15 protein-coding genes and 1 pseudogene are annotated in these 21,151 nt (G+C 65.7%); 8 read left to right on the top strand and 8 right to left on the bottom strand.

The features are described from left to right. Positions 1–3: 3 nt before the first annotated feature. A complete protein-coding gene (locus tag B9Y86_RS17100; protein ID WP_085488351.1) occupies positions 4–3,033 on the top strand; it encodes an alpha-mannosidase in 3,030 nt (1,009 codons plus the stop codon). Positions 3,034–3,043: 10 nt separating this feature from the next. Here the strand turns inward: B9Y86_RS17100 and B9Y86_RS17095 are convergent, their stop codons facing one another. From B9Y86_RS17095 to B9Y86_RS17065, 7 genes and pseudogenes are all read right to left on the bottom strand, one after another. Continuing rightward, entirely contained in the window at positions 3,044–4,072 is a 1,029-nt protein-coding gene (locus B9Y86_RS17095) for an agmatine deiminase family protein (protein ID WP_085488427.1), read from the bottom strand. Positions 4,073–4,129: 57 nt separating this feature from the next. Beyond that, positions 4,130–7,009 (bottom strand): aminotransferase, encoded by a 2,880-nt coding sequence (locus tag B9Y86_RS17090; protein ID WP_085488349.1) that lies wholly within the window; start codon positions 7,007–7,009, stop codon positions 4,130–4,132. Between the two features lie 409 nt (positions 7,010–7,418). Further along, positions 7,419–9,092 (bottom strand): annotated as a pseudogene (locus tag B9Y86_RS17085) (amidase); the annotation flags it as partial. A gap of 127 nt (positions 9,093–9,219) precedes the next feature. Next, positions 9,220–9,816 (bottom strand): TetR/AcrR family transcriptional regulator, encoded by a 597-nt coding sequence (locus tag B9Y86_RS17685; protein ID WP_280522317.1) that lies wholly within the window; start codon positions 9,814–9,816, stop codon positions 9,220–9,222. A gap of 80 nt (positions 9,817–9,896) precedes the next feature. Further along, positions 9,897–10,115, bottom strand: coding sequence for a hypothetical protein (locus tag B9Y86_RS17075; protein ID WP_085488342.1), 219 nt, complete (start codon positions 10,113–10,115; stop codon positions 9,897–9,899). Positions 10,116–10,146: 31 nt separating this feature from the next. Then, positions 10,147–11,130: a Ppx/GppA phosphatase family protein gene (locus tag B9Y86_RS17070; RefSeq protein WP_085488340.1), complete on the bottom strand. Its 984-nt coding sequence runs from the start codon at positions 11,128–11,130 to the stop codon at positions 10,147–10,149. A gap of 10 nt (positions 11,131–11,140) precedes the next feature. Next, entirely contained in the window at positions 11,141–11,608 is a 468-nt protein-coding gene (locus B9Y86_RS17065; protein ID WP_085488338.1) for a DoxX family protein, read from the bottom strand. A gap of 103 nt (positions 11,609–11,711) precedes the next feature. Between B9Y86_RS17065 and B9Y86_RS17060 the strand changes: the two genes are divergently transcribed. The 3 genes from B9Y86_RS17060 (at position 11,712) to B9Y86_RS17050 (ending at position 14,404) form a co-directional block, all read left to right on the top strand. Next, on the top strand, positions 11,712–12,008 hold the full coding sequence (locus B9Y86_RS17060; RefSeq protein WP_085488336.1) for a hypothetical protein: 297 nt from the start codon (positions 11,712–11,714) through the stop codon (positions 12,006–12,008). Between the two features lie 105 nt (positions 12,009–12,113). Continuing rightward, the gene (locus B9Y86_RS17055; RefSeq protein WP_085488425.1) at positions 12,114–12,677 is read left to right on the top strand and encodes a PadR family transcriptional regulator; all 564 of its coding nucleotides are present in this window, start codon (positions 12,114–12,116) and stop codon (positions 12,675–12,677) included. Positions 12,678–12,682: 5 nt separating this feature from the next. After that, complete coding sequence (locus B9Y86_RS17050; protein WP_085488334.1) at positions 12,683–14,404, top strand: ABC1 kinase family protein; 1,722 nt, start codon at positions 12,683–12,685, stop codon at positions 14,402–14,404. A gap of 6 nt (positions 14,405–14,410) precedes the next feature. Here the strand turns inward: B9Y86_RS17050 and B9Y86_RS17045 are convergent, their stop codons facing one another. Then, entirely contained in the window at positions 14,411–15,421 is a 1,011-nt protein-coding gene (locus B9Y86_RS17045) for a LacI family DNA-binding transcriptional regulator (protein ID WP_085488332.1), read from the bottom strand. Positions 15,422–15,645: 224 nt separating this feature from the next. Between B9Y86_RS17045 and B9Y86_RS17040 the strand changes: the two genes are divergently transcribed. The 4 genes from B9Y86_RS17040 to B9Y86_RS17025 are packed head-to-tail and all read left to right on the top strand — an operon-like array spanning position 15,646 to position 21,146. Further along, positions 15,646–16,929: an extracellular solute-binding protein gene (locus B9Y86_RS17040; RefSeq protein WP_085488330.1), complete on the top strand. Its 1,284-nt coding sequence runs from the start codon at positions 15,646–15,648 to the stop codon at positions 16,927–16,929. An 11-nt stretch (positions 16,930–16,940) separates the two neighbouring features. Beyond that, positions 16,941–17,957, top strand: coding sequence for a carbohydrate ABC transporter permease (locus B9Y86_RS17035; protein ID WP_085488328.1), 1,017 nt, complete (start codon positions 16,941–16,943; stop codon positions 17,955–17,957). Next, on the top strand, positions 17,957–18,832 hold the full coding sequence (locus B9Y86_RS17030; protein WP_085488326.1) for a carbohydrate ABC transporter permease: 876 nt from the start codon (positions 17,957–17,959) through the stop codon (positions 18,830–18,832). Before B9Y86_RS17035 ends, B9Y86_RS17030 begins: the two co-directional genes overlap by 1 nt. A 4-nt stretch (positions 18,833–18,836) precedes the next feature. Then, positions 18,837–21,146: a beta-xylosidase/alpha-l-arabinosidase gene (locus tag B9Y86_RS17025; protein ID WP_085488324.1), complete on the top strand. Its 2,310-nt coding sequence runs from the start codon at positions 18,837–18,839 to the stop codon at positions 21,144–21,146. Positions 21,147–21,151 lie beyond the last annotated feature (5 nt).

Raw genomic sequence — 21,151 nt, 5'->3', positions numbered from 1 at the left:
ATCGTGCACGAGAACACCGCGCTCATCCGCGCCCGCATCCGCCGTTTCGTGAGCGAGCGCATCACGCCCGCGCTCTATCGCAGCTCCAGTCCGCTCACGATGAGCGCCTGGGAGGTGCCCGACGAGCCGGTACCCTTCGCCGAGGCGATGAATCAGGGCTTCCAGCCGTTCGAGACGGGAACGCTGTGGGGCAAGCCCTGGGGAACGACATGGTTTCATGTCACGGGAGTCGTTCCGGAGGAGTGGTCGAGGTTCAACAATCTCGACACCCGCACGGAGATCCTCGTCGACCTCGGGTTCCTGTCGGGTCAATCCGGCTTCCAAGCGGAGGGACTCGTCTACGACCCGCAGGGTCGAATCGTCAAAGCGGTCGAGCCCTTCAACAACTATGTGCCGATCACTGCGGGGCCCGGCGGTGTCGTCGATGTCTACATCGAGGCGGCGTCGAATCCGGATGTCGGTAGCGACTGGAGCTTCCAGCCCACCGCCGTCGGCGACAAGGCCACGGCCGGCACGGATCCGATCTACCGCATGCGCAGAATGGACATCGCTCTGCTCGACCGCAGGGTCTGGCAGCTCGACAGGGACATCTGGACCCTCCTCGGTCTCATGGAGGAACTGAGCGCCGACCTGCCGCGGACCGCTGAGATCCTGCGGGCGCTGGAGGCCATGGTCGACGCGATGGACCCCGACGACGTGAGCGGAACCGCCGAGCTGGGCCGAGGCATCCTGGCACCGGTTCTCGCCCTGCCCGCCTACGCGAGCGCCCACCGGGTCGTCGCCGTCGGGCATGCCCACATCGACTCCGCCTGGCTGTGGCCGGTGCGCGAGACGATCAGAAAGTGCGCTCGCACATTCTCGAACGTCCTCCAGCTCATGGACGAGGACCCCAACTTCATCTTCGCCTGCTCGTCGGCGCAGCAGTACGCCTGGATGAAAGAGCACTATCCCCAGTTGTTCGAGCGGATTCGTGAGCGCGCCATCGAAGGACGCTTCGTGCCTGTCGGCGGAATGTGGGTAGAGTCCGACACCAATATGCCGGGCGGCGAGGCTCTGGCGCGACAGCTGCTGGCGGGCAAGTCGTTCTTCATGCGCGAGTTCGGGGTGGAGCCGCTCGAGGTGTGGCTGCCCGACTCGTTCGGGTACACGGCGGCGTTCCCGCAGATCGTGGCCGCGGCGGGATCGAAGTACTTCTTGACGCAGAAGATCAGCTGGAACGAAACCAACACCATGCCGCACCACACCTTCAACTGGGAGGGAATCGACGGCACCCGCGTGTTCACCCACTTTCCCCCTGTCGACACGTACAACTCGGTGCTCTCGGGAGAGGAGCTCGCCCGAGCCCAGCGCCAATACGCCGAGAAGGGCGCGTCGAACGTGTCGCTTGTGCCGTTCGGCTACGGAGACGGTGGAGGAGGCCCGACCCGGGAGATGCTGGCCGCCGCGGAGCGCACCGAATCGCTGGAAGGATCCCCTCGGGTGAGCATCGCCACACCGCGAGCCTTCTTCGAAACGGCAGAGGCCTCGTATCCCCACCCGCCCGTCTGGTCGGGTGAGCTCTACCTCGAGTTCCACCGGGGAACCTATACCTCTCAGGCGAAGACCAAGTCGGGCAACAGGCGCAGTGAGCACCTGCTGCGGGAGGCGGAGCTGTGGGCGACGGCTGCCACGATCCGCACCGGAGCGGAGTACCCCTACGACCGCATCGAGCGGGCTTGGCAGACGGTGCTCCTCAACCAATTCCACGACATCTTGCCTGGCAGCTCGATCGCCTGGGTGCATCAGGTGGCCGAGGAATCGTACGCGGCCGTGCGAGAGGAACTCGATGACGTCATCGCCACGGCGCTCGCGGCCTTGGCAGGCCCGGATGCCGGTGGCCCGGTCGTATACAACCCGTCGCCGTTCCCGGTCTCGGGCATTCCCGCCTTCTCGGCCGGGGTTCGCGCGGAGGCATCGACGCCGCGCGTGACGCCGAATGGCGGCGGCTTCGTGCTCGAGAACGATGCGGTGCGGATCGAGATCGATTCCAGGGGACTTCTCGTGTCGCTGGTGGATCTCGGCACGGGGCGCGAGGCTGTTCCGGCGGGTGAGCCAGGCAACGTTCTGCAGCTGTTCCGCGATACCCCCACGCAATGGGATGCCTGGGACATCGACCAGCACTACCAGCGCAACGGCGTCGAGTTGCTCGACGCGGACTCGGTCGAACTGGTGCCGGAAGGCAAGGGGAGCGTCGCCGTTCGGGTGACCCGCAGCTTCGGGGCGTCGACGGTGTCGCAGGAGTTGCGTCTTGACGCCGATGAGCCGACACTGCACATCAGTACGAGCGTCGACTGGCACGAGCGACAGAAGCTTCTCAAGTTGGCCTTCCCTTTCGATGTGCACGCCGACAGGGCAGCGTCCGAGATCCAGTTCGGCCACATCTATCGGCCCACCCACGTGAACACCTCATGGGATGCGGCGCGCTTCGAGACGTGCGCGCACCGTTGGGTGTTCGCCGCCGAGCCTGGCTTCGGGGTGGCTGTCGCCAACGACTCCACCTACGGCCACGACATCGGTCGACGTACCCGTGCAGACGGAGGAACCACGACGATGGTGCGTGAATCGCTGCTCCGCGCGCCGACCTTTCCCGATCCCACCGCAGACCAGGGTGTGCACGTCTTTCACACCTCGGTGGGCATCACCCCCGATGTGCTCGGCGCCGCCGAGGCGGGCTACCGTCTCAATCTGCCGCTTCGGGAGGCGCCGGGAGCGGCCGTGGCCCCCGTGGTGACCAGCGAGAACCCGGCCATCGTCATCGAAGCAGTGAAGCTGGCCGAGGACCGTTCGGGAGATGTGATCGTGCGGCTCTACGAGGCGCGCGGTTCGAAGACGACGGGCGCCGTCGCCTTCGGATTCCCTTTTGCGGAGGTGACGGAGACCGACATTCTGGAGCGAGCGAGTCGTCGCCTGGCGATCGACTCGAACTCAGAGGACGGGGTGCGGCTCACGCTCCGAGCGTTTCAGCTGGTCACGCTTCGGATAGCGAGGCGCTGAGGGAGGGGCGTCACGCGACGAGAGGCACCGCGGGCTGCTGTTGCGTGATGCAGTGGATGCCGCCACCGCGGGCGAAGAGCTCGCGGGCGTCGACGGTCACGACCGTGCGTCCGGGATAAGCATCGGAGAGGATGGCGCGTGCCTGGGCATCGGCCTCGACCTCGCCGAAGCCGCACGCGATGACGCCTCCGTTGACGACGAGGTGGTTGACGTAGCTCCAATCGACGAAGCCGACGTCGTCGCGCAGGGTCGACGGGGCGGGAAGATCGGTGATCTCGACAGAGCGACCGAGGGTCTCGAACGCTCGCTCGAGTTCGCCGCGAAGTAGCGCGCTCACCTCGGCATCCGGATGCGCGGGGTCGCGTTGGGCGTGCAGCAGGACGCGGTCGGGCGAGGCGAAGGTCGCGACGATGTCGACGTGGCCGTTGGTGCCGAACTCGTCATAGTCGCGCGTGAGACCGCGCGATAGCCAGATCGCCTGGCTGGAGCCGATGGTGCGGTTCATCTCGGCCTCGACTCGAAACCTGTCGGCGAACGGGTTTCGCCGAGGATCGAGCTGGACGGTATCGGTCAGCAACACGGTGCCGGCGCCGTCGACCTGGAGGCCGCCACCCTCTGCGACCAGCGTGGAGCTGATGATCTCGGCGCCGACATGCTCGCCGACCACCCGTGCGATGTGAGCGGACTTCGTCCACTCGGCCCAGGCAGGCGCTCCCCATCCGTTGAAGATCCAGTCGACCGCGCCAAGAGTACCCGGCCGCTCGTCGTCCACCACGAACGTCGGTCCTATGTCCCGCATCCAGAACTCGTCGAGCGGTGCCTCGACGATCTCGATCGACGAGTCGAGCATTCGACGAGCGCGAGCGATTTCGGTTGGGTCGACGACCATCGAGACGGGTTCGAAGGGGAGGATCGCGTGTGCGACCGCCGTCCAGGCCGCATAGCCTGCCTCCCGCTCTGATTCGTCGGAGCCGAGCGTGAAACCCTCACGGGGAAAGGCCATCCAGGTTCTCGTGTGTTGGGCTGTCTCTGAGGGCATGCGCCACATAACGGGCTCCTTCTCTTTCTCTTCGTATTCGAGGGGTGCTCGAGCGGGTCACCAGCCCGTAACGAGAACACGCGAGAGCTGATCGGCGAAGTAGTCGACCGATTCCCGTGTGATGCAGAGGGGAGGTTTGATCTTGAGCACGTTCTGGTGGTCGCCTGTGGGCTGCATGATGACGCCGAGCTCGAGCAGACGATCGCAGATCGCCGCGGTCTCCTCGGTCGCGGGTTCGAGCGTCTCGCGATCCCTGACGAATTCGAGGCCGAGATACAGCCCGGAACCATGGACGGTCCCGACTATGTCGTGCTCCCTGCCGAGTGCCTCGAGCCGGTTCTTGAGGTGTGCGCCGACGACCCGAGCGTTCTCCTGCAGGCCCTCATCGCGAATGACGTCGAGCACGGCCATGCCGATGACGGCAGACACGGGCGATCCGCCCGTCGACGAGAAGAAGTACCCCTGCGTGCGGTAGCGGTCAGCGATCTCCCGACGAGTGATGACGGCGCCGATCGGCTGCCCAGCGCCGATCGACTTCGCTACGGCGACGACGTCGGGCACGACCCCCTGTTGCTGGAAGCCCCAGAACCACTCGCCGAGCCGGCCGAAGCCGACCTGCACCTCATCGGCGATCGCGATTCCTCCGTGTCTGCGAATCGCTTCATAGACCTGCGAGAGGTATCCGTCGGGCAGGGCGACGCCGCCCGCATTGCCGAAGTAGGTCTCGCAGATGATGCCGGCGGGTGGGGTACCCGCGGCGGCGAGTTCGTCGATCAGCTGCACGGCCTGTGGTCCGTAGCCGGATGCGTCGGCGCCGCGCAGCTCGCCGCGGTACGAGTTCGCCGCCGCGACGGTGTGCACCCACTCGGGGCGGGTCGAGAGTGCCGACGGGTTGTCGGCGACGGATGTCGACACGGCGTCGCTCGCGAAAGTCCAGCCGTGATAAGCCTCGCGCATCGCGACCATGTCGGTGCGCCCCGTCGTGGCCATGGCGAGGCGGATCGCCAGGTCTGCAGCTTCCGAACCCGAGTTGACGAAGAAGACGGTGTCGAGTTCGTCGGGCAGGGTGGCCGCAATCCGCTCGGCGTAGTCCGCTATCGCACGGTAGTTGAACCGCGAGTTCGTGTTGACCAACCGCAGCTGTCGGTACGCTGCCTCGACGACGCGCGGATGCGCGTGTCCGACGGACGCGACGTTGTTGACCATGTCGAGATACACCCGGCCGTCGACCCCGACAAGATATTCGCGCCACCCTCGTTCGATCTGCGGTGGCACCGAATAGTAGTGCTCTTGCACCTCGGCCAGCACGGCCTCCCGCCGGGCGAGAACGTCGTCTGGTGCGGATGGCTCGCCAGCGGGCAGACCGAGGGCGGGGGCGGGGTCGCCCAGCACTGATCGCCACCCCGCGGCGAGGTCCGCGGAGACGAGGTGCGGCGCATCCGGTGTCTCGCCGCTCGCGTGTTGCACACAGAGCCGGGTGCGCGCGGGGAGCATGCCACCCGCTGTATCGACTCCTGCGCCCGAGATCGTGAGCGTCTCGTCGCCCACGGTCACCGAGATCACACCGGGGCGGACGCGGGAGACCTGAGCCGATGCGAGTATCGGCGTCGCGGATGCAAGCCAGAGTGTCGTGCCGGTGGGGATGGTCGCGGGCGCCGACGGTGTGCGGGTCGGAGCCCCCGCAAGCACCGCGCTCCACGCGGGCAGGAACACCGCCTCTGCGCCGGTGTCGAGCTGCGCGATCGCTGCCTCGTCGATGCTGCTCGCCCTCAGCCACGCGCCGTTGTCGTTCAGCGGCGAGACCGTGCCGCCGTCGAGTGCGACCACCCGATCGAACGGGTCGAGCAAGGGCACTGCGCTCCACGACGGGGCCGAACCAGGCTCGAGCCCGAGGGCATCTCGGATTGCGCCGGTCATGACGTCAGACGGCACCGACGCGGCCACCGAGAGGATGCGGAACTCGCGATCGAGTGCGGCGTCGGCGTAGCTGTTCGCCTCGTCGAGCCGCACCTGTTGCCGACCACTCAGCACGAGCACGGCGCCGCGAAGGATCACGAGCGGCCACAGCGCCGCTATCTCGTCGTCGTCGAGTGGACGTAGGGCATGAAACGCGCGCACGGCAGGCAGAGCGGTGGCCGGTGTCGCGCCGTCATGGTGCAGCAGTGATGAGACCGTGATGGCGATTTCGCCGACCCGCCATGATGCCGACACATCGCCGAAGTCGATCACCGCATCGGGGAGCCGCTCCCCGACAGGCCTCAGTACGTTGTCATCGGTGATGTCGAAGTGACCGGCCTGCACAGGCAGGGTGTTCTGCACCGGCTCGAGAGCGCGCAGCGCCCGCTCCGCCGACTGCTGCACGAACGTTCGAACGGATGCGTCGGGTTCGAGAGGCAGCAGGGTCTCGACGACGCGTCGCGCGTAGCGCAGATCCCATTGCAGAACTCGACTCGTCGCCACGTGCTCGAACGTCTCGAGTGCCACGCTCACCCGGGCCGAGAGCTCGCCCATCCGTTCGACCACGGCGGGCGAGAGATAGTCGGAACCCATCAGTGTGCTGCCCGAGATGTTCTCGATCACCCGTGCATGGAATCGGCCCTCTGACGTCTCCCACCAGTCAGACAGGGGACCGAGGGGTCCTTCGACGATGCGGGGGATGCGCAGGGTCTCGTCGTGGTCGGCCACCATCGCGGCGGCGCGGTCTTGCATGTCGATCTCCGCCTCGCTGAACACGGGGTTGCTTATCTTCAGAACCCCGAGAGGATGGCCGGAATCTCGGGAGAACAGGCGGAAATTCTGATCCTGCTGGCTGCCGAGCGAGCGAGCCTCGACGTCGAGTCCGAAGCGCGAGGAGACGAGGTGCAGCACTTCGGCCACATCGAGAGTCGGCGTCGGAAGTTCGACCTGCGCGAAGTAGTCGAAGGGTGTGCCCGACATGATGCTCCTTGTGAGGTGGTGGGGTGGAGGGTGCCGTGTGGTGGCGTCGGTCAGGGAATCAGAGGGGTGCGTCGATGCTCGTGCCGACCGCTCCCGCGACCGATCCGTCGGCGCTCCGCGCCACGACGATGACGAGGGGGCCGTAAGCCGGTCGCCATTCGCTGTGGGGATGCGCGTACGCGTCCGCATCCATTCGTCGTGCGCCGACGATCTGATGGCCCTGTCGTGTCGCGGTGACGCGGTGACCGTCGATGAACGTCGCGTACTCATTCGCCGCCCCCGCCGTGACGGTAGCTGAGAAACGCACGGTCGTGTGTGCGTTCGACACCTCGACCTCGACCGCATCGATGCGCACCGCGAGTGCGCTCGCGGAGGGCGGGAGTGCGGTGGGGAACAGTGTTTCGTCGGCGAGAGGGGGAGTCCGCGGTGGGGTGACCCGGCGCGGTCGGAGGCTCGAGATGGCCGCTGCCAGTCGGAGAAGTTCGACATCGTCATGAGCGGGGCCCGCCACGGTCACGCCGACCGGCATGAGCGTGTCGGCCATCGCTCCGAGGGGAATCGTGACGGTCGGGATTCCGAGATGCCGGGGAACGAGATTGCCGTTCGACACCCAGACGCCGTTTCGCCAGGCGATCTCAGCGGATGCTGGATTGACGTCGGCATCCGCAGGCCCGACATCGGATGCTGTGGGAAAGATCACCGCGTCGAAACCTTCGGCGCTCAGCCAGTCCTCGAAGTCGACCTGGCGGGTCTTCTCGAGGCCGCGCAGGCCCGATTCGAGCGTATCGATCTGCATGGCGTCGGCGACCCCCTGCGATGCGCTCGCGACGTACTCGGAGACCTCGTAGGCGAGGTCGAAGTCGAAGACGCCGTAGCGGTCGGCGAGAGCTCCGTGCGGGTGGGGGAAGATGAGCGAGGCATCCACGTCTGCGAGTCGGTCGAGTCTCGGGTCGGCGTTCTGGCGCAGAAAATCGTCGAGGGCCCACGCGGAGAGCCGGCCTATCTCGTCGTTCAGGAACTCGCGACTCACCCAGCCCCGATCGACGAAGTCGCGATCGCCCTCGTGCAGTTTCTCGTAATTGTCTGCGGCCGGAAAGGACGTCTCGATCACTTCGGCACCCGCCGCCTCGAGATCGGCGCGCAGCTCGGTCCACAGCTGAATGATCGATTCTCGCGTCTCGATCGGGTATCTGCTGTCGGGGTCGCCGTTGACGTAGATTCTCGGGAGGGCCAGCCGTAGTCCGTCGAGGGGAAGATCAGGGAGAAGAGCAAAGGACTCCGGTCGAATCTCGGAAGGCCGAGGCAGGCTGACCCAGGGCTGGATGCGCCACAGGTCACCGGCGGAGGAGGGATCGTCAGCGACCACGACGTCGAGGACATGCTTCATATCCGCGATCGAGCGGGTGTGGGGCACGACGACGTCCATCGTCGGCACGAGGGGCCAGTTGCCGCGCACCGAGATGACTCCGCGCGACGGGGTGTACGCCACGAGCGAGTTGTTCGATGCGGGCGCGCGACCCGACGACCACGTCTCTTCTCCGAGCCCGAATGCGGCGAAACTCGCAGCAGTCGCCGTGCCTGAGCCGTTCGAAGAGCCGGAGCCGAAGGCCGACGTCAGATACTCGGAGTTGTACGGCGATTCTGCGCGTCCGTGGAGTCCGCGCTGCATGCCGCCCGCGGCCATCGGCGGCATTGTGGTGAGGCCGAGGAATACCGCGCCTGCCTCGCGAAGGCGCGAGACGGCGAAAGCATCGTCTTGGGCGATCAGCTCCGCGAAGGCCGGTGACCCCGATGCTACGGCGAGGCCCTTGACCCGATAGCTGTCCTTGGCCGTGAACGGGATTCCGTCGAGAACCCCGCGCTCCGTGCCGCGTGCACGTCGCGCGTCGGACTCTCGAGCCTCGTCGAACACCGTGGGGTTGATGACGGGAACGGAGTTGAGCCGGATGCCCGCTCTGTCATAGAACGCGATGCGGTTCAGATAGCGAGCTGTCAATTCGACGCTGGTGACCGTGCCCGATTCCAGAGCGCCATGAAGCCGGTCGATGTCGGCTTCAACGATCGTGAAGTCCCGCGAATCCATGGTTCTCGCTTTCAGGGGAGACCTGTCGATGTGACGCCCCGAGGCGTTACACCTGAAACATACACCGTTTGTTTTAGCTGCACCATAGTCGATGCGAACCTGATTCGTGAGAGACCGCGGTCTGCGATCAGCGGGCGTCGTAGTGTTCTGGCCTGGCAGAGGAGATGAGCATGGCGAGGCCGAGTTCGAAGGCTCGTGAGGCCACGGGGTCGTTCGGATCCTCGTGCTCAAGAGAGGAGAATGCCGCGGCGAAGCGAGGGAACTGCTCCTCCTGACCCGTAGGGTCGAAGACCACCGCCGGACCGGACATGTCGAGGACGCTGCCGAGGATGAAGGACTCGAAGGCGGTCAGCAGTGGCAGAACCTGCGTACTCGTCCAACCCACCGCCTCTGCGGCCACAGCGAAGTCCTCATATTGGGCCATGAGAACCGGGGTCGACGAGCGTGTGGTCATCAGCAAGGGGATGGCGCGAGGGTGGCCGGCGAACGCCGATCGATAGGATCGGGCCCAAGTTCGAAGACCGTTCTCCCACGATGTCTCTCGGAGGGGGCGGGAATCGATATTCGCCGACACGATGGCTCGCACGTCTTCGATGATCGCCGCCCGGTTGGGAACGTGGTTGTAGAGAGACGTCGGATTCACGCCGAGGTTCGCGGCGATGCGACGAACGCTCGCGCCGTCGGACCCATCGCGGTCGATGAGGCCGAGGGCGGTGCGCGCGATCAGATCGCGACTGAGCAGCGGGTGAGGCGGGCGGGCGATGGGGGCCTCCTTCGGCTTCAGCCACTCAGCCTACGCATCGATTACTTCAGGGCGCCGCGCCGCACGTAGATGAGCGATACGAAGCCATAACCGAAGAGGCCGCCGCCGACCCAGGTCAGAACGTGCAACGCTGACGGGCCACCGTTGAGATCGAGCACGAAGCCGATCGTGCCCATCAGGATTCCCATGATCACGAATGTGATTGCGATCGAGCGTCGTGTCGCCAATGAGGTCGGAACAGGGTTCTTCGGATCATTCATGGATCACACATTAGTGACGAGCGCCACGATCTCACAGGTTTTTCTCGGCCCCGGGTGACGAGCCTCGGGTGCTGAAGAGGCTCTCGCGCCCGTCGAGCGCATCGATGTAGCGAAGAACGATTCCTTCACGCAGGGCCCACGGCGAGATCGTCATCGTGTGAACGTCGAAGACCTTCATCGCCGTGCGGAGCACGACCGCACCCGCGAGAATCTGATATCCCCGCTCTGGAGTGATGCCGGGCAGGTGCTCGCGGGCGGCTCCGGTCATGGCCCGCAGGGAGGGCTCCCACTCGCGAAGACCCGCGTAGTGCAATTGCGCGAGGTCGCCCGTGATCGGATCGGGCGGACCACCGACGAGCCGCGCGAGAGATCGGATCGTCTTCGACGTGCCGACGACCCGCTTGGGGCGGGGCCTGTCTGCGAAACGCTCCTTTCGGAGGTGCGTCAGTTCAGCCCGGGCGTGTGCGCGCAGCCGGGAGATATCCGCCGGAGGAGGCGGATCCTGCGCCAGGAATCCGACCGTCGTTCGACCGGCGCCCAGGGGGAGCGAGGCCTGCACGTCTGGGTACTCGTCCGCGCCCTGGGCGATCTCGAACGACCCGCCACCGATGTCGAACAGCAGGATCTCGCCCGCAGACCAGCCGAGCCAGCGCCGTACGGCGAGCATGGTGATGCGCGCCTCGTCTTCACCCGAGAGCACGTGCAGTTCGACGCCGGTCTCGCGCGCGATCCGAGCCAGCACTTCTTCGCCGTTGCTCGCCTCGCGGATCGCGCTCGTGGCCGTGGAGATCAGGTCGTCTACCCCGATGTCTCGGGCAGTCTCGGCCGATTCCTTTACGGCGGCGACGATGCGCTGAACGCCCTCGTCGATGATCGCGCCGTCAGCATCCAGGTAGCGCATCAGCCGCAGCGTCGATCGCTGGGAACGGTAGGGCACCGGGCTCGCCCCGGGATGTGCATCGACAACCAGGAGATGGACCGTGTTGGACCCGACATCGATTACTCCGAGGCGCATGACCCGGAGTCTATTGGCTGTCGTGATGTGCCGGACGACGTCGGCGTGCACGCCATGACTGCCATGCCCCGGTCGACCACAGCGCCCAGATCACCAGCAGCGGTTGGAAGAGCAGTCGGATGGATCGGGCAAGGTCTGTGTTCAGGCCGAAGGAGTCGGTGTGCGTGACCAGTTGAGAGATGTTGCCGGGAAAGATGGCGACGAAGAACGCAGCCACGATCCAGCCCACCTGCACGCGGTAGCGGCCCAGCACGACGAGCGAGAGGCCGAGCGCGATTTCGACCATGCCGGATGCCACGACCACGACGTCGCCGTCGATCGGCAGCCAGGTGGGCACCTGCGCCAGGAACGCCACGCGGTTGACGGTCAGGTGACTGACGCCCGCGAGGAGGAGAAACAGGCCGAGCGCGATGCGGAACGCGGTTCGCACGAGTGAGGTTCGAGCGGGGCGCGGAGGAGTGGTGGCAGAGGTGGTCACGGTGCAACTTTCGGCAGAGCGGAGATTCGCGGGGGGCGTTGAATCAAGACTCTCACCCATCCGCGTCGCGGTCGGCACGCACCTAAGGCGCAGAATAAGACCCATGTCACGATCCACGGTCCTGAGGCAGTTCGCTGCCGGTGTGTTTCTCGTCAACGCGGTGCCGCACGGCATCGCCGGAGTGCAGGGCAGGCGCTTTCCGTCGCCGTTCGCGCGTCCGCCCGGCCGCGGACTCTCGTCGCCGACGGTGAACGTGGTGTGGAGTGCCCTGAACGCTGCAGCCGGCGCGGCGTTTCTCCGTCGCAACCGCACGACCGGCGAAAGTGTGGCCGTCGGAGTGGGTGCCGCGACCATGGCGATCTTCCTGTCGCTCTACTTCGAAAAGAGCGAGAAGGGCTGAGAATTCCCGAATCGCCGCCGTCGGAATTGTGTCGAATACGGAGTCGCCTGTCAGCTTCGACGATATATCGTTGAGTATCGTTCGCGAGTCTATTTGGAGGACATCATGGGCAACTCATTCCCCGCAGGCGGGTTCAACTTCGGAAATCTCGGTGGTCACACCGACGGCATGTGGCAGGCGATGGAGCAGTTGCGCGCCACCTTCGAGAAGAAGGCCGGAGCGGGAACGCGTATGGGCAAGGGCGACGTGCGCGCGGCAGTTCTTTCGCTGCTCGCCGAACAGCCCATGCACGGATATCAGATAATCCGCGAGATCGAGGAGCGGTCCGGAGGAAGCTGGAAGCCCAGTGCCGGAAGCGTCTACCCGACCCTGCAGCTTCTTGCCGACGAGGGGCTCGTGAGCGCCGAGGAGTCGAACGGTCGCAAGACCTACGCGCTCACCGACGCGGGTCGCCAGGTCGTCGACACCGATGGCACGTCTACCCCGTGGGCAACGACCGATGCGAAGGAAGATGCTCCGGCATTCGGCGCTCTTCCCAAGGCCGGTATCGAACTCGCCCAGGCTGCTGCGCAGGTGGGGCGCACAGGAACACCGGAGCAGGTGCAGCAGGCCGTTGCCGTTCTCGAAGATGCCCGTCGACGCCTGTACTCGATCCTCGCCCAGGACTGAACCGAGTGTCGTCACTCAGGCCGGCCCGGGCAGACTTCTCGTCCGGCGCCGGCAACACCCGCGCGCGGTACCGCCGCATCCTGCGCTTCTCGGCCTGGCATCTGGCGGTGACGTGGTGGTTCGAGCTGTTCTTGCCGCGCATCGGGCTGGTGAAGATTGCCGAGCGCACCCGCACGCGGCGCATGCAGCGATTCGCGCGCAGCTTCCACGTGTTGGCCGTCGACCTCGGCGGGCTCATGATCAAAGTCGGCCAATTCATGTCGTCGCGTCTCGATGTGCTTCCCCCCGAGATAACGAAAGAACTCGAGGGCCTGCAAGACGAGGTTCCCGCCGTTCCCTTCGCTGCGATCCGGGCGCTCGCGGAGGCCGAATTGGGCGTGCCGCTCGACGCGGCGTTTGCGCGAGTCGATGAGACACCGGTCGCCGCGGCATCCCTCGGCCAGGCCCATCGGGCCATGCTCGCGCCGACGGCCGCAGCCGACACAGGACTCACCGGAGTCGTGCTCAAGGTTCAGCGACCGGGAATCGACGAGATCGTCGATGTCGACCTGGCCGCACTACGCAAGGTCGGCGGATGGCTGAGTCACGTGCGGCTCGTCTCGGATCGGGTCGACATGCCCGCCCTCGTCGAGGAGTTCGCGGCGACGAGCCTCGAGGAGATCGACTACCTGCACGAGGCAGCGAGCTCCGAGAGGTTCGCCGCGGACTTCGCCGGCGACGAACGCGTCTCCGTTCCACAGATTGTGTGGGAGCGCACCACCCGCCGGGTCCTCACGCTCGAGGACGTCACGGCCATCAAGATCACCGACGCGGCGGCCCTCCACGCGGCGGGCATCGATCCCGCCGATGTGGCCCCGGTCTTCGCCGCGGTCATGTTCGATCAGATGTTCACGAACGGCTTCTTCCACGCCGATCCGCACCCCGGCAACATCTTCGTCACGCCCACGGGTCAGGTATCTGAGACGACCGGCAAGCAGGGCTTCACGCTCACGTTCATCGACTTCGGCATGATGGGCGAGGTTCCGTCGAACACCCGCAGCGGGCTTCGCAAGCTGCTCATCGCCGCCGCCTCACGCGATGGCAAGGGCCTGGTGGATGCGATCCGCGACGTGGGCGTCTTGCTCCCGTCTGCAGACACTCGGGAACTCGAGCGCGCCATGACGCAGCTGTTCGCCCGCTTCGGCGGCATGGGATTCGCCGAGCTCCGAGAGGTCGATCCACGGGAGTTCCGCGAGTTCGCCGATCAGTTCGGACATGTGGTCAGGTCGCTGCCCTTCCAACTGCCCGAGAACTTCTTACTGATCATCCGTGCGATGTCGCTGACCTCGGGTGTGTGCAGCGCGCTCGACGCGTCATTCAACCTCTGGGACTCGGTCGAGCCCTACGCCGCCCAGTTGATTCGAGACGAGCGAGGCAACGTGGTGAGCGACCTGGGGCGGAAGGCGCTCGAGGGTGCCGTTGTCGCAGTGAATCTTCCGAAGCGCATCGATGGCCTGGTGACGCGCATCGAAGATGGTTCGGTGGCCGTCGCCAATCCGGGGCTGGAGCGACGGGTCATTCGCCTCGAGCACATGGCGAGGAGGCTCGTGTCGGCCATGCTCTTCGGAGCTCTTCTCATAGCCGGCGCGCTGGTGCGTTCAGATGACGTGGTCTTCGGCACAGTGCTGATGGCGGTCTCGGCGGTTCCGTTGCTGCACGCCCTGTTCTCCGGACGCCGCGCCGGCTGACGCGCCTCAGCTCGACGCGGAGGCGGGTGGTGCGGTGGTGGCGCGCGCGACGAGTCGTGTCGGCAGAAGCACATGCGTCGATGCCAGGGATTCACCGTCCATCAGGCTGGTGAGCATGCGTGCGGCAGCCTGACCGATGCTCTGCATCGGCTGGCGAACGGTCGTGAGGGGCAGAACGAGCCGGGATGCCTCGGGCACGTCGTCGAAGCCGACCACCGATAGATCGCGGGGGACCGCCAGGCCCAGCGACTGCGCAACCTCGATGATGGCGATCGCCGATAGGTCGTTCGCCGCGAACACTGCCGTCGGCCGGTTGTCTCGAGTCAGGAGATCCTGGGCCGCACGGCGTGCCGTGTCGGCCTCGTAGAAACCGACGCGAACGAGCGTGGGGTCGAAGGCGATGGATGCCGCGGCGAGAGCTTCGCGATAGCCCGTGTCGCGGAGACGCGACGACTTGAGGTCGGGGCGGCCCGATACGAAACCGATGCGCCGATGCCCGAGGCTGATCAGATAGGTGGTGGCTTCGAATGCGCCGCCGCGGCTATCGGCTTCGACGGTCGGCAGGTCGGCGCGACCCGTGTGCGGGTCGACGGCCACGATGGGCACATCGGCTGCGACATTGACGATCGTCGGGGTCACGATGATCGCCCCGTCGATCAGGGTGCCGCTCAGGCGGCTCAGCGAGCGACGTTCCCAGCCGTCGCCTTCGCCGCGACGTGATCCGCTGTAGGCGAGCAGGTCGTACCGCGAGTCGCGGAGGCCGACTGCGACACCCTTCAATACCTCGGCGCTGAACGGCTCGAAGCCGGCGACCAGCACGCCGATGACCCCGGTGCGACGCGAACGCATGCTGCTCGCGACGAGGCTCGATTCGTACCCGAGCGCCGCGACGACCTCGAGAACGCGATCGGTGGTTCCCGGTGAAACGCCGTACCTGCCGTTGACCGCCTTCGACACGGTGGCGACGGAAACGCCCGCCGCCGCAGCGACATCGTGGATTGTCGCCCTCGCCATCATGGGCCGAGCCTAGTGCCGAAACGAGGCGTGCGAAAATGATTTCGAAAACGTTTGACGGCCCCCATCGACTCACGCACACTGATCACGCCCGACCAGACAGCGTTGCTTCGGATCCTGATGAATCCGAGTACTCGGTGGGACGGCACGACGCACCACCCGTGCACCAGCAAAGCGCCCGCACTGCCGCGGCCGCCCCCTCAATGAAGAGAGCAGGTTCGAATCACATGAGACTCACCAAATTCGTCGCTGGCTCGGCCGCGATTCTCCTGGGTGCACTCGCGCTCAGTGGATGCAGCGCCGGATCGAGCGACTCGTCCGACGGAAAAGTCACGCTGACGATGTGGCAGAACTCCACGACCGGCGACGGCAAGAAGTACTGGGACGACACCGCAGCGGCGTTCGAGAAAGCGAACCCCAACGTCACCGTCAAGCTCCAGTCGATCCAGAACGAGGAGATGGACGGCAAGCTCCAGACCGCACTGAACTCGGGCGATGCTCCGGACATCTTCATGGCGCGCGGTGGCGGCAAGCTCGCCGACGTCGTCAAGGCCGGTCAGGCGATGGATCTCACGGCGGGACTCAGCGACGCAACGAAGAAGGCCGTCGGAAACAGCCTGTCGGCTTTCGAGATCGACGGTAAGAACTACGGAGTTCCCACGGCGGTTCTGCCCTCCGGCTTCTTCTATTCGTCGGATCTGTTCGCTCAGGCGGGGGTCACGGACACCCCGAAGACGATCAGCGACCTCGAGGCCGCCGACGAGAAGCTGAAGGCCGCGGGCATCGCCCCGATCGCCGTCGGCGCAAAGGATGCGTGGCCGGCAGCCCACTGGTACTACAACTTCGCGCTTCGTGCCTGCTCGCAGGATGTGCTCAACAAAGCAGCCACGAGCCGCAGCTTCGATGACGATTGCTGGCTGAAGGCGGGCGAAAACCTGCAGAAGTTCATCAAGACGGAGCCATTCAACGATGGATTCCTCACCACGTCCGCGCAGCAGGGTGCAGGCTCCTCGGCCGGCCTGCTCGCGAACAAGCAGGCCAGCATGGAGCTGATGGGTGCGTGGGATCCGGGAGTGATCGCATCCCTCACCCCCGACGAGAAGCCGCTTGCCGATCTCAAGTGGTTCCCGTTCCCCGAGGTACCGGGCGGCGACGGAGAGAACGGCGCCATGATGGGCGGCGTCGACGGCTTCAGCTGCTGGGTCAATGCTCCGAAAGAGTGTGTCGACTTCCTGAACTTCATCGCAGAGAAGGCCAACCAGGAGGCGTACGCCACCGCGTTCCAGACCCTGCCCGCATCGACCGAGGCCCAGTCGAGTGTCTCCGACCCCGCTCTGAAAGACGTGCTGGCCGCCTACAACAACGCTCCTTACGTGAGCGTGTGGCTGGACACACTGTACGGACAGAACGTGGGTAACGCGCTCAACGTGGCCGTCGTCGACATGTTCGCTGGCAAGGGCGATGCTCAGAGCATCGTCGACGCAGTGAACGCCGCCGCAGCGAAGTCCTAGGAGAAGCAACGATGGCTGTCCTGCGCGAAGAAACGCACACGAAAGAAGCTGCGCGGGGCAGCCGGAGCCCTGTCGGGGGAGGCGCTCCGGCGCTGCCCCCGGCGGGCGCGCTCCCACGAGCGCGTTCTCGCTGGCCCAAGCGTGCAGAGCTGCTTCTGCTCATCGGTCCCGCACTCGTCGTTTTCGTCGCCTTCGTCATACTGCCGGTGGCGCTGGCGGCATACTACGGATTCTTCAGTTGGTCGGGCTACGGAGCGGCCACCGACTTCGTCGGGCTGCGCAACTACGTCACGATCCTCACCGATCCGGCATTCCTCGAGGCTCTCAGCCACAACGCGTTCATCGTCGTGATGTCGCTCGTGCTCCAGGGGCCCCTGGCGCTCGGAATCGCGCTCCTGCTGAACCGCAGGCTTCGCTTCCAGTCGCTGATCCGGGTGCTCATCTTCGTTCCCTACGTCATCTCCGAGGTCGTCGTCGGTCTCGGCTGGAGCCTGATGCTCCAGTCCAATGGCGCGCTCAACGGTCTCCTCGAGAAGGTGGGCCTCGGAAGCCTCGCCACTGACTGGCTGAGCGATCCGGGCGCCGCGATCTGGACACTGTTGGTCATCATCACCTGGAAGTACGTCGGATTCGCCGTGATCCTGTTCCTCGCCGGCCTACAGGGGATCCCCGACGAGATCACCGAAGCCGCGCGCATCGATGGCGCCAGCTACTGGCAGGTTCAGCGTTACATCGTTCTGCCGCTCATGGGTCCGACCGTCCGCATCTGGGCATTCCTGTCGATCATCGGCTCGCTGCAACTGTTCGACCTCGTCTGGATCGTCTGGGGGCAGTACGTGGCCGGAACTGCCGGCACCTCCACGATGGCGACATACATGGTGGCCAACGGTCGTAGTTCCGGCAGTTACGGCTACGGCAATGCCGTCGCGGTCGTCATCTTTCTCATCTCACTCGTCGTCGCGCTGCTCTATCAGCGCTTCATTCTTCGCCGCGATTCAGCGGTCACCACTACCGGAGGCGCACACTGATGGCCATCGCCGCACCCGTCGCATCCCGACCCCGCCCCAAGAGGCGCGTATCGGAACAGAGCAGGCGTTCGAGCCTGGTCTCCTACTTCGTAGCGCTCGTTCTCGTCGGACTGATGTTGGCCCCTGTGGCGTACATCATTCTCGGCGGCTTCCGCTCCAACTCCGAGATCACGGTCGATCCATCGGGATTCCCGCAGGCCTGGGCATGGTCGAACTTCGGCAGCGTCCTCGCCAGCGGTTCGTTCTGGACCCAGGTGCTCAACTCGACGATCACCGCGGTGTGCACGACGGCATTCGTCGTCGCGCTCGGTCTGATGGCCGCTTACGGCCTGTCACGCTATGCCTTCCGCGGCAGGGGTGTTGTCTACGGGCTCTTCACCGCCGGCCTCATGTTTCCGCTCACGGTCGCGATCACGCCGCTGTACATCCTCGTACGCGATCTGGGTCTGACGAACTCCCTTGCCGGCGTGATCGTTCCGCAGATCGCCTTCGCGTTGCCGCTGACGATCATCGTCTTGGTGCCGTTCCTCGCCGCTATCCCGAATGAGTTGCAGGAGGCGGCGGCGATCGATGGGCTGGGCCGGCTCGGCTTCTTCTTCCGCATGGTGCTGAGACTCTCTCTGCCGGGAGTCATCACGGTGGGAATCCTCGCCTTCATCGGAAGCTGGAATGCCTACCTCCTACCCCTGTTCATCTTGAACGGCGAGTCGTCCTTCACCCTGCCGCTCGGGACGCAGGCGTTCGCTTCGCAATACGCGGTCGACACGGCCAAGGTGCTGGCGTTCACCTCCTTGTCCATGATTCCCGCGCTGATCTTCTTCAGTCTGTTCGAGCGCCGTATCGTCGGCGGACTCACCGGCGCGGTCAAGGGCTGAGGGCATGAGCATCGATCACGTGGAGTTGGCCGCGGCGACTCCCGAGGCATCGAGCCGTGTGCTCGAGCTGCTGTCGCAAATGACGCTCGACGAGAAACTCGCGCAACTCGTGGGGTTCTGGGTCGACCAGGGCGACGAGGTCGTCGCGCCTATGGCTGGCGAGATGGCGTCGTCGGCCAGGTACGAGGATGCGACGGTGCACGGACTCGGGCATCTCACCCGGGTCTACGGAACGCGCCCGGTCGAGCCCGCGGAGCGCGCCTCGTGGTTGTGGTCTGAACAGCGACGGCTGCAGACCGAGACCAGGCTCGGGATCCCCGCTCTCGTGCACGAGGAATGCCTGACCGGCCTCGCCGCGTGGAAAGCCGCCACCTTTCCCACTCCGTTGGCCTGGGGTGCGGCTTTCGATCCGCAGCTCGTCGAACGCATGGGTCACGCGATCGGCCGTTCCATGCGCGAACTCGGGGTGCACCAGGGGCTGGCTCCGGTGCTCGACGTCATTCGAGACCCGCGTTGGGGGCGTGTCGACGAATGCATCGCCGAAGATCCCTACGTCGTCGGCACGATCGGCACGGCATATGTGCGCGGACTCCAGGGCGCGGGGGTGCACGCGACGCTCAAACACTTCGTTGGCTACTCGGCCTCGCAGTCCGGCCGAAACCATGCACCGGTGCATGTCGGCCGACGTGAGATCGAAGACGTGTTTCTGCCGCCCTTCGAGATGGCGCTGCGCTCGGGCGGCGTTCGCAGCGTGATGAACTCCTATGCCGAGATAGACGGGATACCGGTCGCGGCGACCGCGGACTATCTGACGGGCATCCTGCACGATCGCTGGGGTTTCGACGGTGTCGTCGTCTCGGACTACTTCTCTGTCGCTTTCCTCGAGACGATGCATGCCGTCGCGGCCGACAAGGGCCACGCGGCGCACCTCGCCCTCGAGGCGGGAATCGACGTCGAGCTTCCCAGCGGGGACGCCTACCTCGCGCCCCTCGCCGAGCGTGTTCGAGACGGGCGGACTCCGGAAAGGCTCGTCGATCGCGCAGTTCTGCGGGTGCTGTCACAGAAGGAGCAACTCGGTCTGCTCGACGCCACCTTCGACTCGCCCCCCGCATCCATCGATCTCGACGACACCGAGCACCGTGCGATCGCGCGTGAACTCGCGGAGAAGTCGATCGTGCTGCTGTCGAATGATTCGACCTTGCCCCTCGGCGCTCCCGCGAAGATAGCCCTGATCGGTCCGAACGCCGACAGTGCCGAGGCCCTGATGGGCTGCTATTCGTTCGCCAACCACGTACTCGCTCACCACCCCGGAGTGCCGCTCGGATTCGAGATTCCGACCGTGGCTGAGGAGCTTCGCGCGCGGTATCCGGACGCGCGGATCGATCGTCACGAGGGATGCGCGGTGGAGGGCGACGACCGCTCGGGCATCGCGGCAGCCGTGGAGTCCGCTCGATCGAGCGACGTCGCCATCGTCGTTGTGGGGGATCGTGCCGGACTCTTCGGGCGTGGAACCGTCGGTGAAGGCAACGATGTGGAATCGCTCGAGCTGCCAGGTATCCAACGTGAACTCGTCGAGTCGGTCATTGCCGTGGGAACGCCCGTCGTCATGGTGGTGCTCTCGGGCCGTCCGTATGCGATCGGGTGGGCCCTCGACGGCGGAGGCGCCGCCGCAGCGGTGGTGCAGTCGTTCTTTCCAGGGGAGGAGGGCGGTTCGGCTCTCGTCGAGATCCTGGCAGGAGACGCGCACCCCTCTGGCCACCTGCCGGTCTCGCTTCCGCGCTCCGCTGGAGCGCAGCCGTACAGCTACCTGCATCCGCTCCTCGGCGGACCCAACGACGTGACCAGCTCAGACAGCACACCCGTGCGAGCTTTCGGCTTCGGGATGGGCTACACGACCTTCGATAGAACGGACCTGCGAGTCGACGGGGATGTGCCGACCGACGGTGTCATCCGGGCGAGCGTGCTCGTTCGTAACACGGGAAAACGTGCGGGGAGCGATCTCGTGCAGATCTATGGGCACGACGTGGTCGCAAGCGTGACCCGTCCTGTTGCGCAATTGCTCGGCTACGTGCGCGTCGACCTCGAGCCGGGCGAGCAGGCGCGAGTGGTGTTCGACGTTCCTTCCGCGCGGCTCGGTTTCACGAATCGCGACTTCGTTCGGGTCGTCGAGCCCGGCGACGTCGAGCTGTGGGTGGGAAGCTCGTGCGCGCACAAGCAGACCACGGCATCGGTGCGGCTGACCGGAGGAGACTACCTGTTCGGTTCGGACGCGCCGGCCGTGACGACGGCGACGATCACGCACGATCGGTCGTGATAGCG

This window comes from Agreia pratensis (assembly GCF_900177685.1).
GTDB classification, from domain to species: Bacteria; Actinomycetota; Actinomycetes; order Actinomycetales; family Microbacteriaceae; genus Agreia; species Agreia pratensis.
This window is presented reverse-complemented; position numbering and strand designations above follow the sequence as displayed.

What these genes read in the sequence shown, in the direction of transcription:
- B9Y86_RS17035 (WP_085488328.1), top strand. Translation starts at nt 16,941, where the DNA reads ATGGCTGTCCTGCGCGAAGAAACGCACACGAAAGAAGCTGCGCGGGGC.
- B9Y86_RS17055 (WP_085488425.1), top strand. Translation starts at nt 12,114, where the DNA reads ATGGGCAACTCATTCCCCGCAGGCGGGTTCAACTTCGGAAATCTCGGT.
- B9Y86_RS17025 (WP_085488324.1), top strand. Translation starts at nt 18,837, where the DNA reads ATGAGCATCGATCACGTGGAGTTGGCCGCGGCGACTCCCGAGGCATCG.
- B9Y86_RS17070 (WP_085488340.1), bottom strand. Translation starts at nt 11,130, where the DNA reads ATGCGCCTCGGAGTAATCGATGTCGGGTCCAACACGGTCCATCTCCTG.
- B9Y86_RS17095 (WP_085488427.1), bottom strand. Translation starts at nt 4,072, where the DNA reads ATGCCCTCAGAGACAGCCCAACACACGAGAACCTGGATGGCCTTTCCC.
- B9Y86_RS17090 (WP_085488349.1), bottom strand. Translation starts at nt 7,009, where the DNA reads ATGTCGGGCACACCCTTCGACTACTTCGCGCAGGTCGAACTTCCGACG.
- B9Y86_RS17030 (WP_085488326.1), top strand. Translation starts at nt 17,957, where the DNA reads ATGGCCATCGCCGCACCCGTCGCATCCCGACCCCGCCCCAAGAGGCGC.
- B9Y86_RS17075 (WP_085488342.1), bottom strand. Translation starts at nt 10,115, where the DNA reads ATGAATGATCCGAAGAACCCTGTTCCGACCTCATTGGCGACACGACGC.
- B9Y86_RS17045 (WP_085488332.1), bottom strand. Translation starts at nt 15,421, where the DNA reads ATGATGGCGAGGGCGACAATCCACGATGTCGCTGCGGCGGCGGGCGTT.
- B9Y86_RS17040 (WP_085488330.1), top strand. Translation starts at nt 15,646, where the DNA reads ATGAGACTCACCAAATTCGTCGCTGGCTCGGCCGCGATTCTCCTGGGT.
- B9Y86_RS17060 (WP_085488336.1), top strand. Translation starts at nt 11,712, where the DNA reads ATGTCACGATCCACGGTCCTGAGGCAGTTCGCTGCCGGTGTGTTTCTC.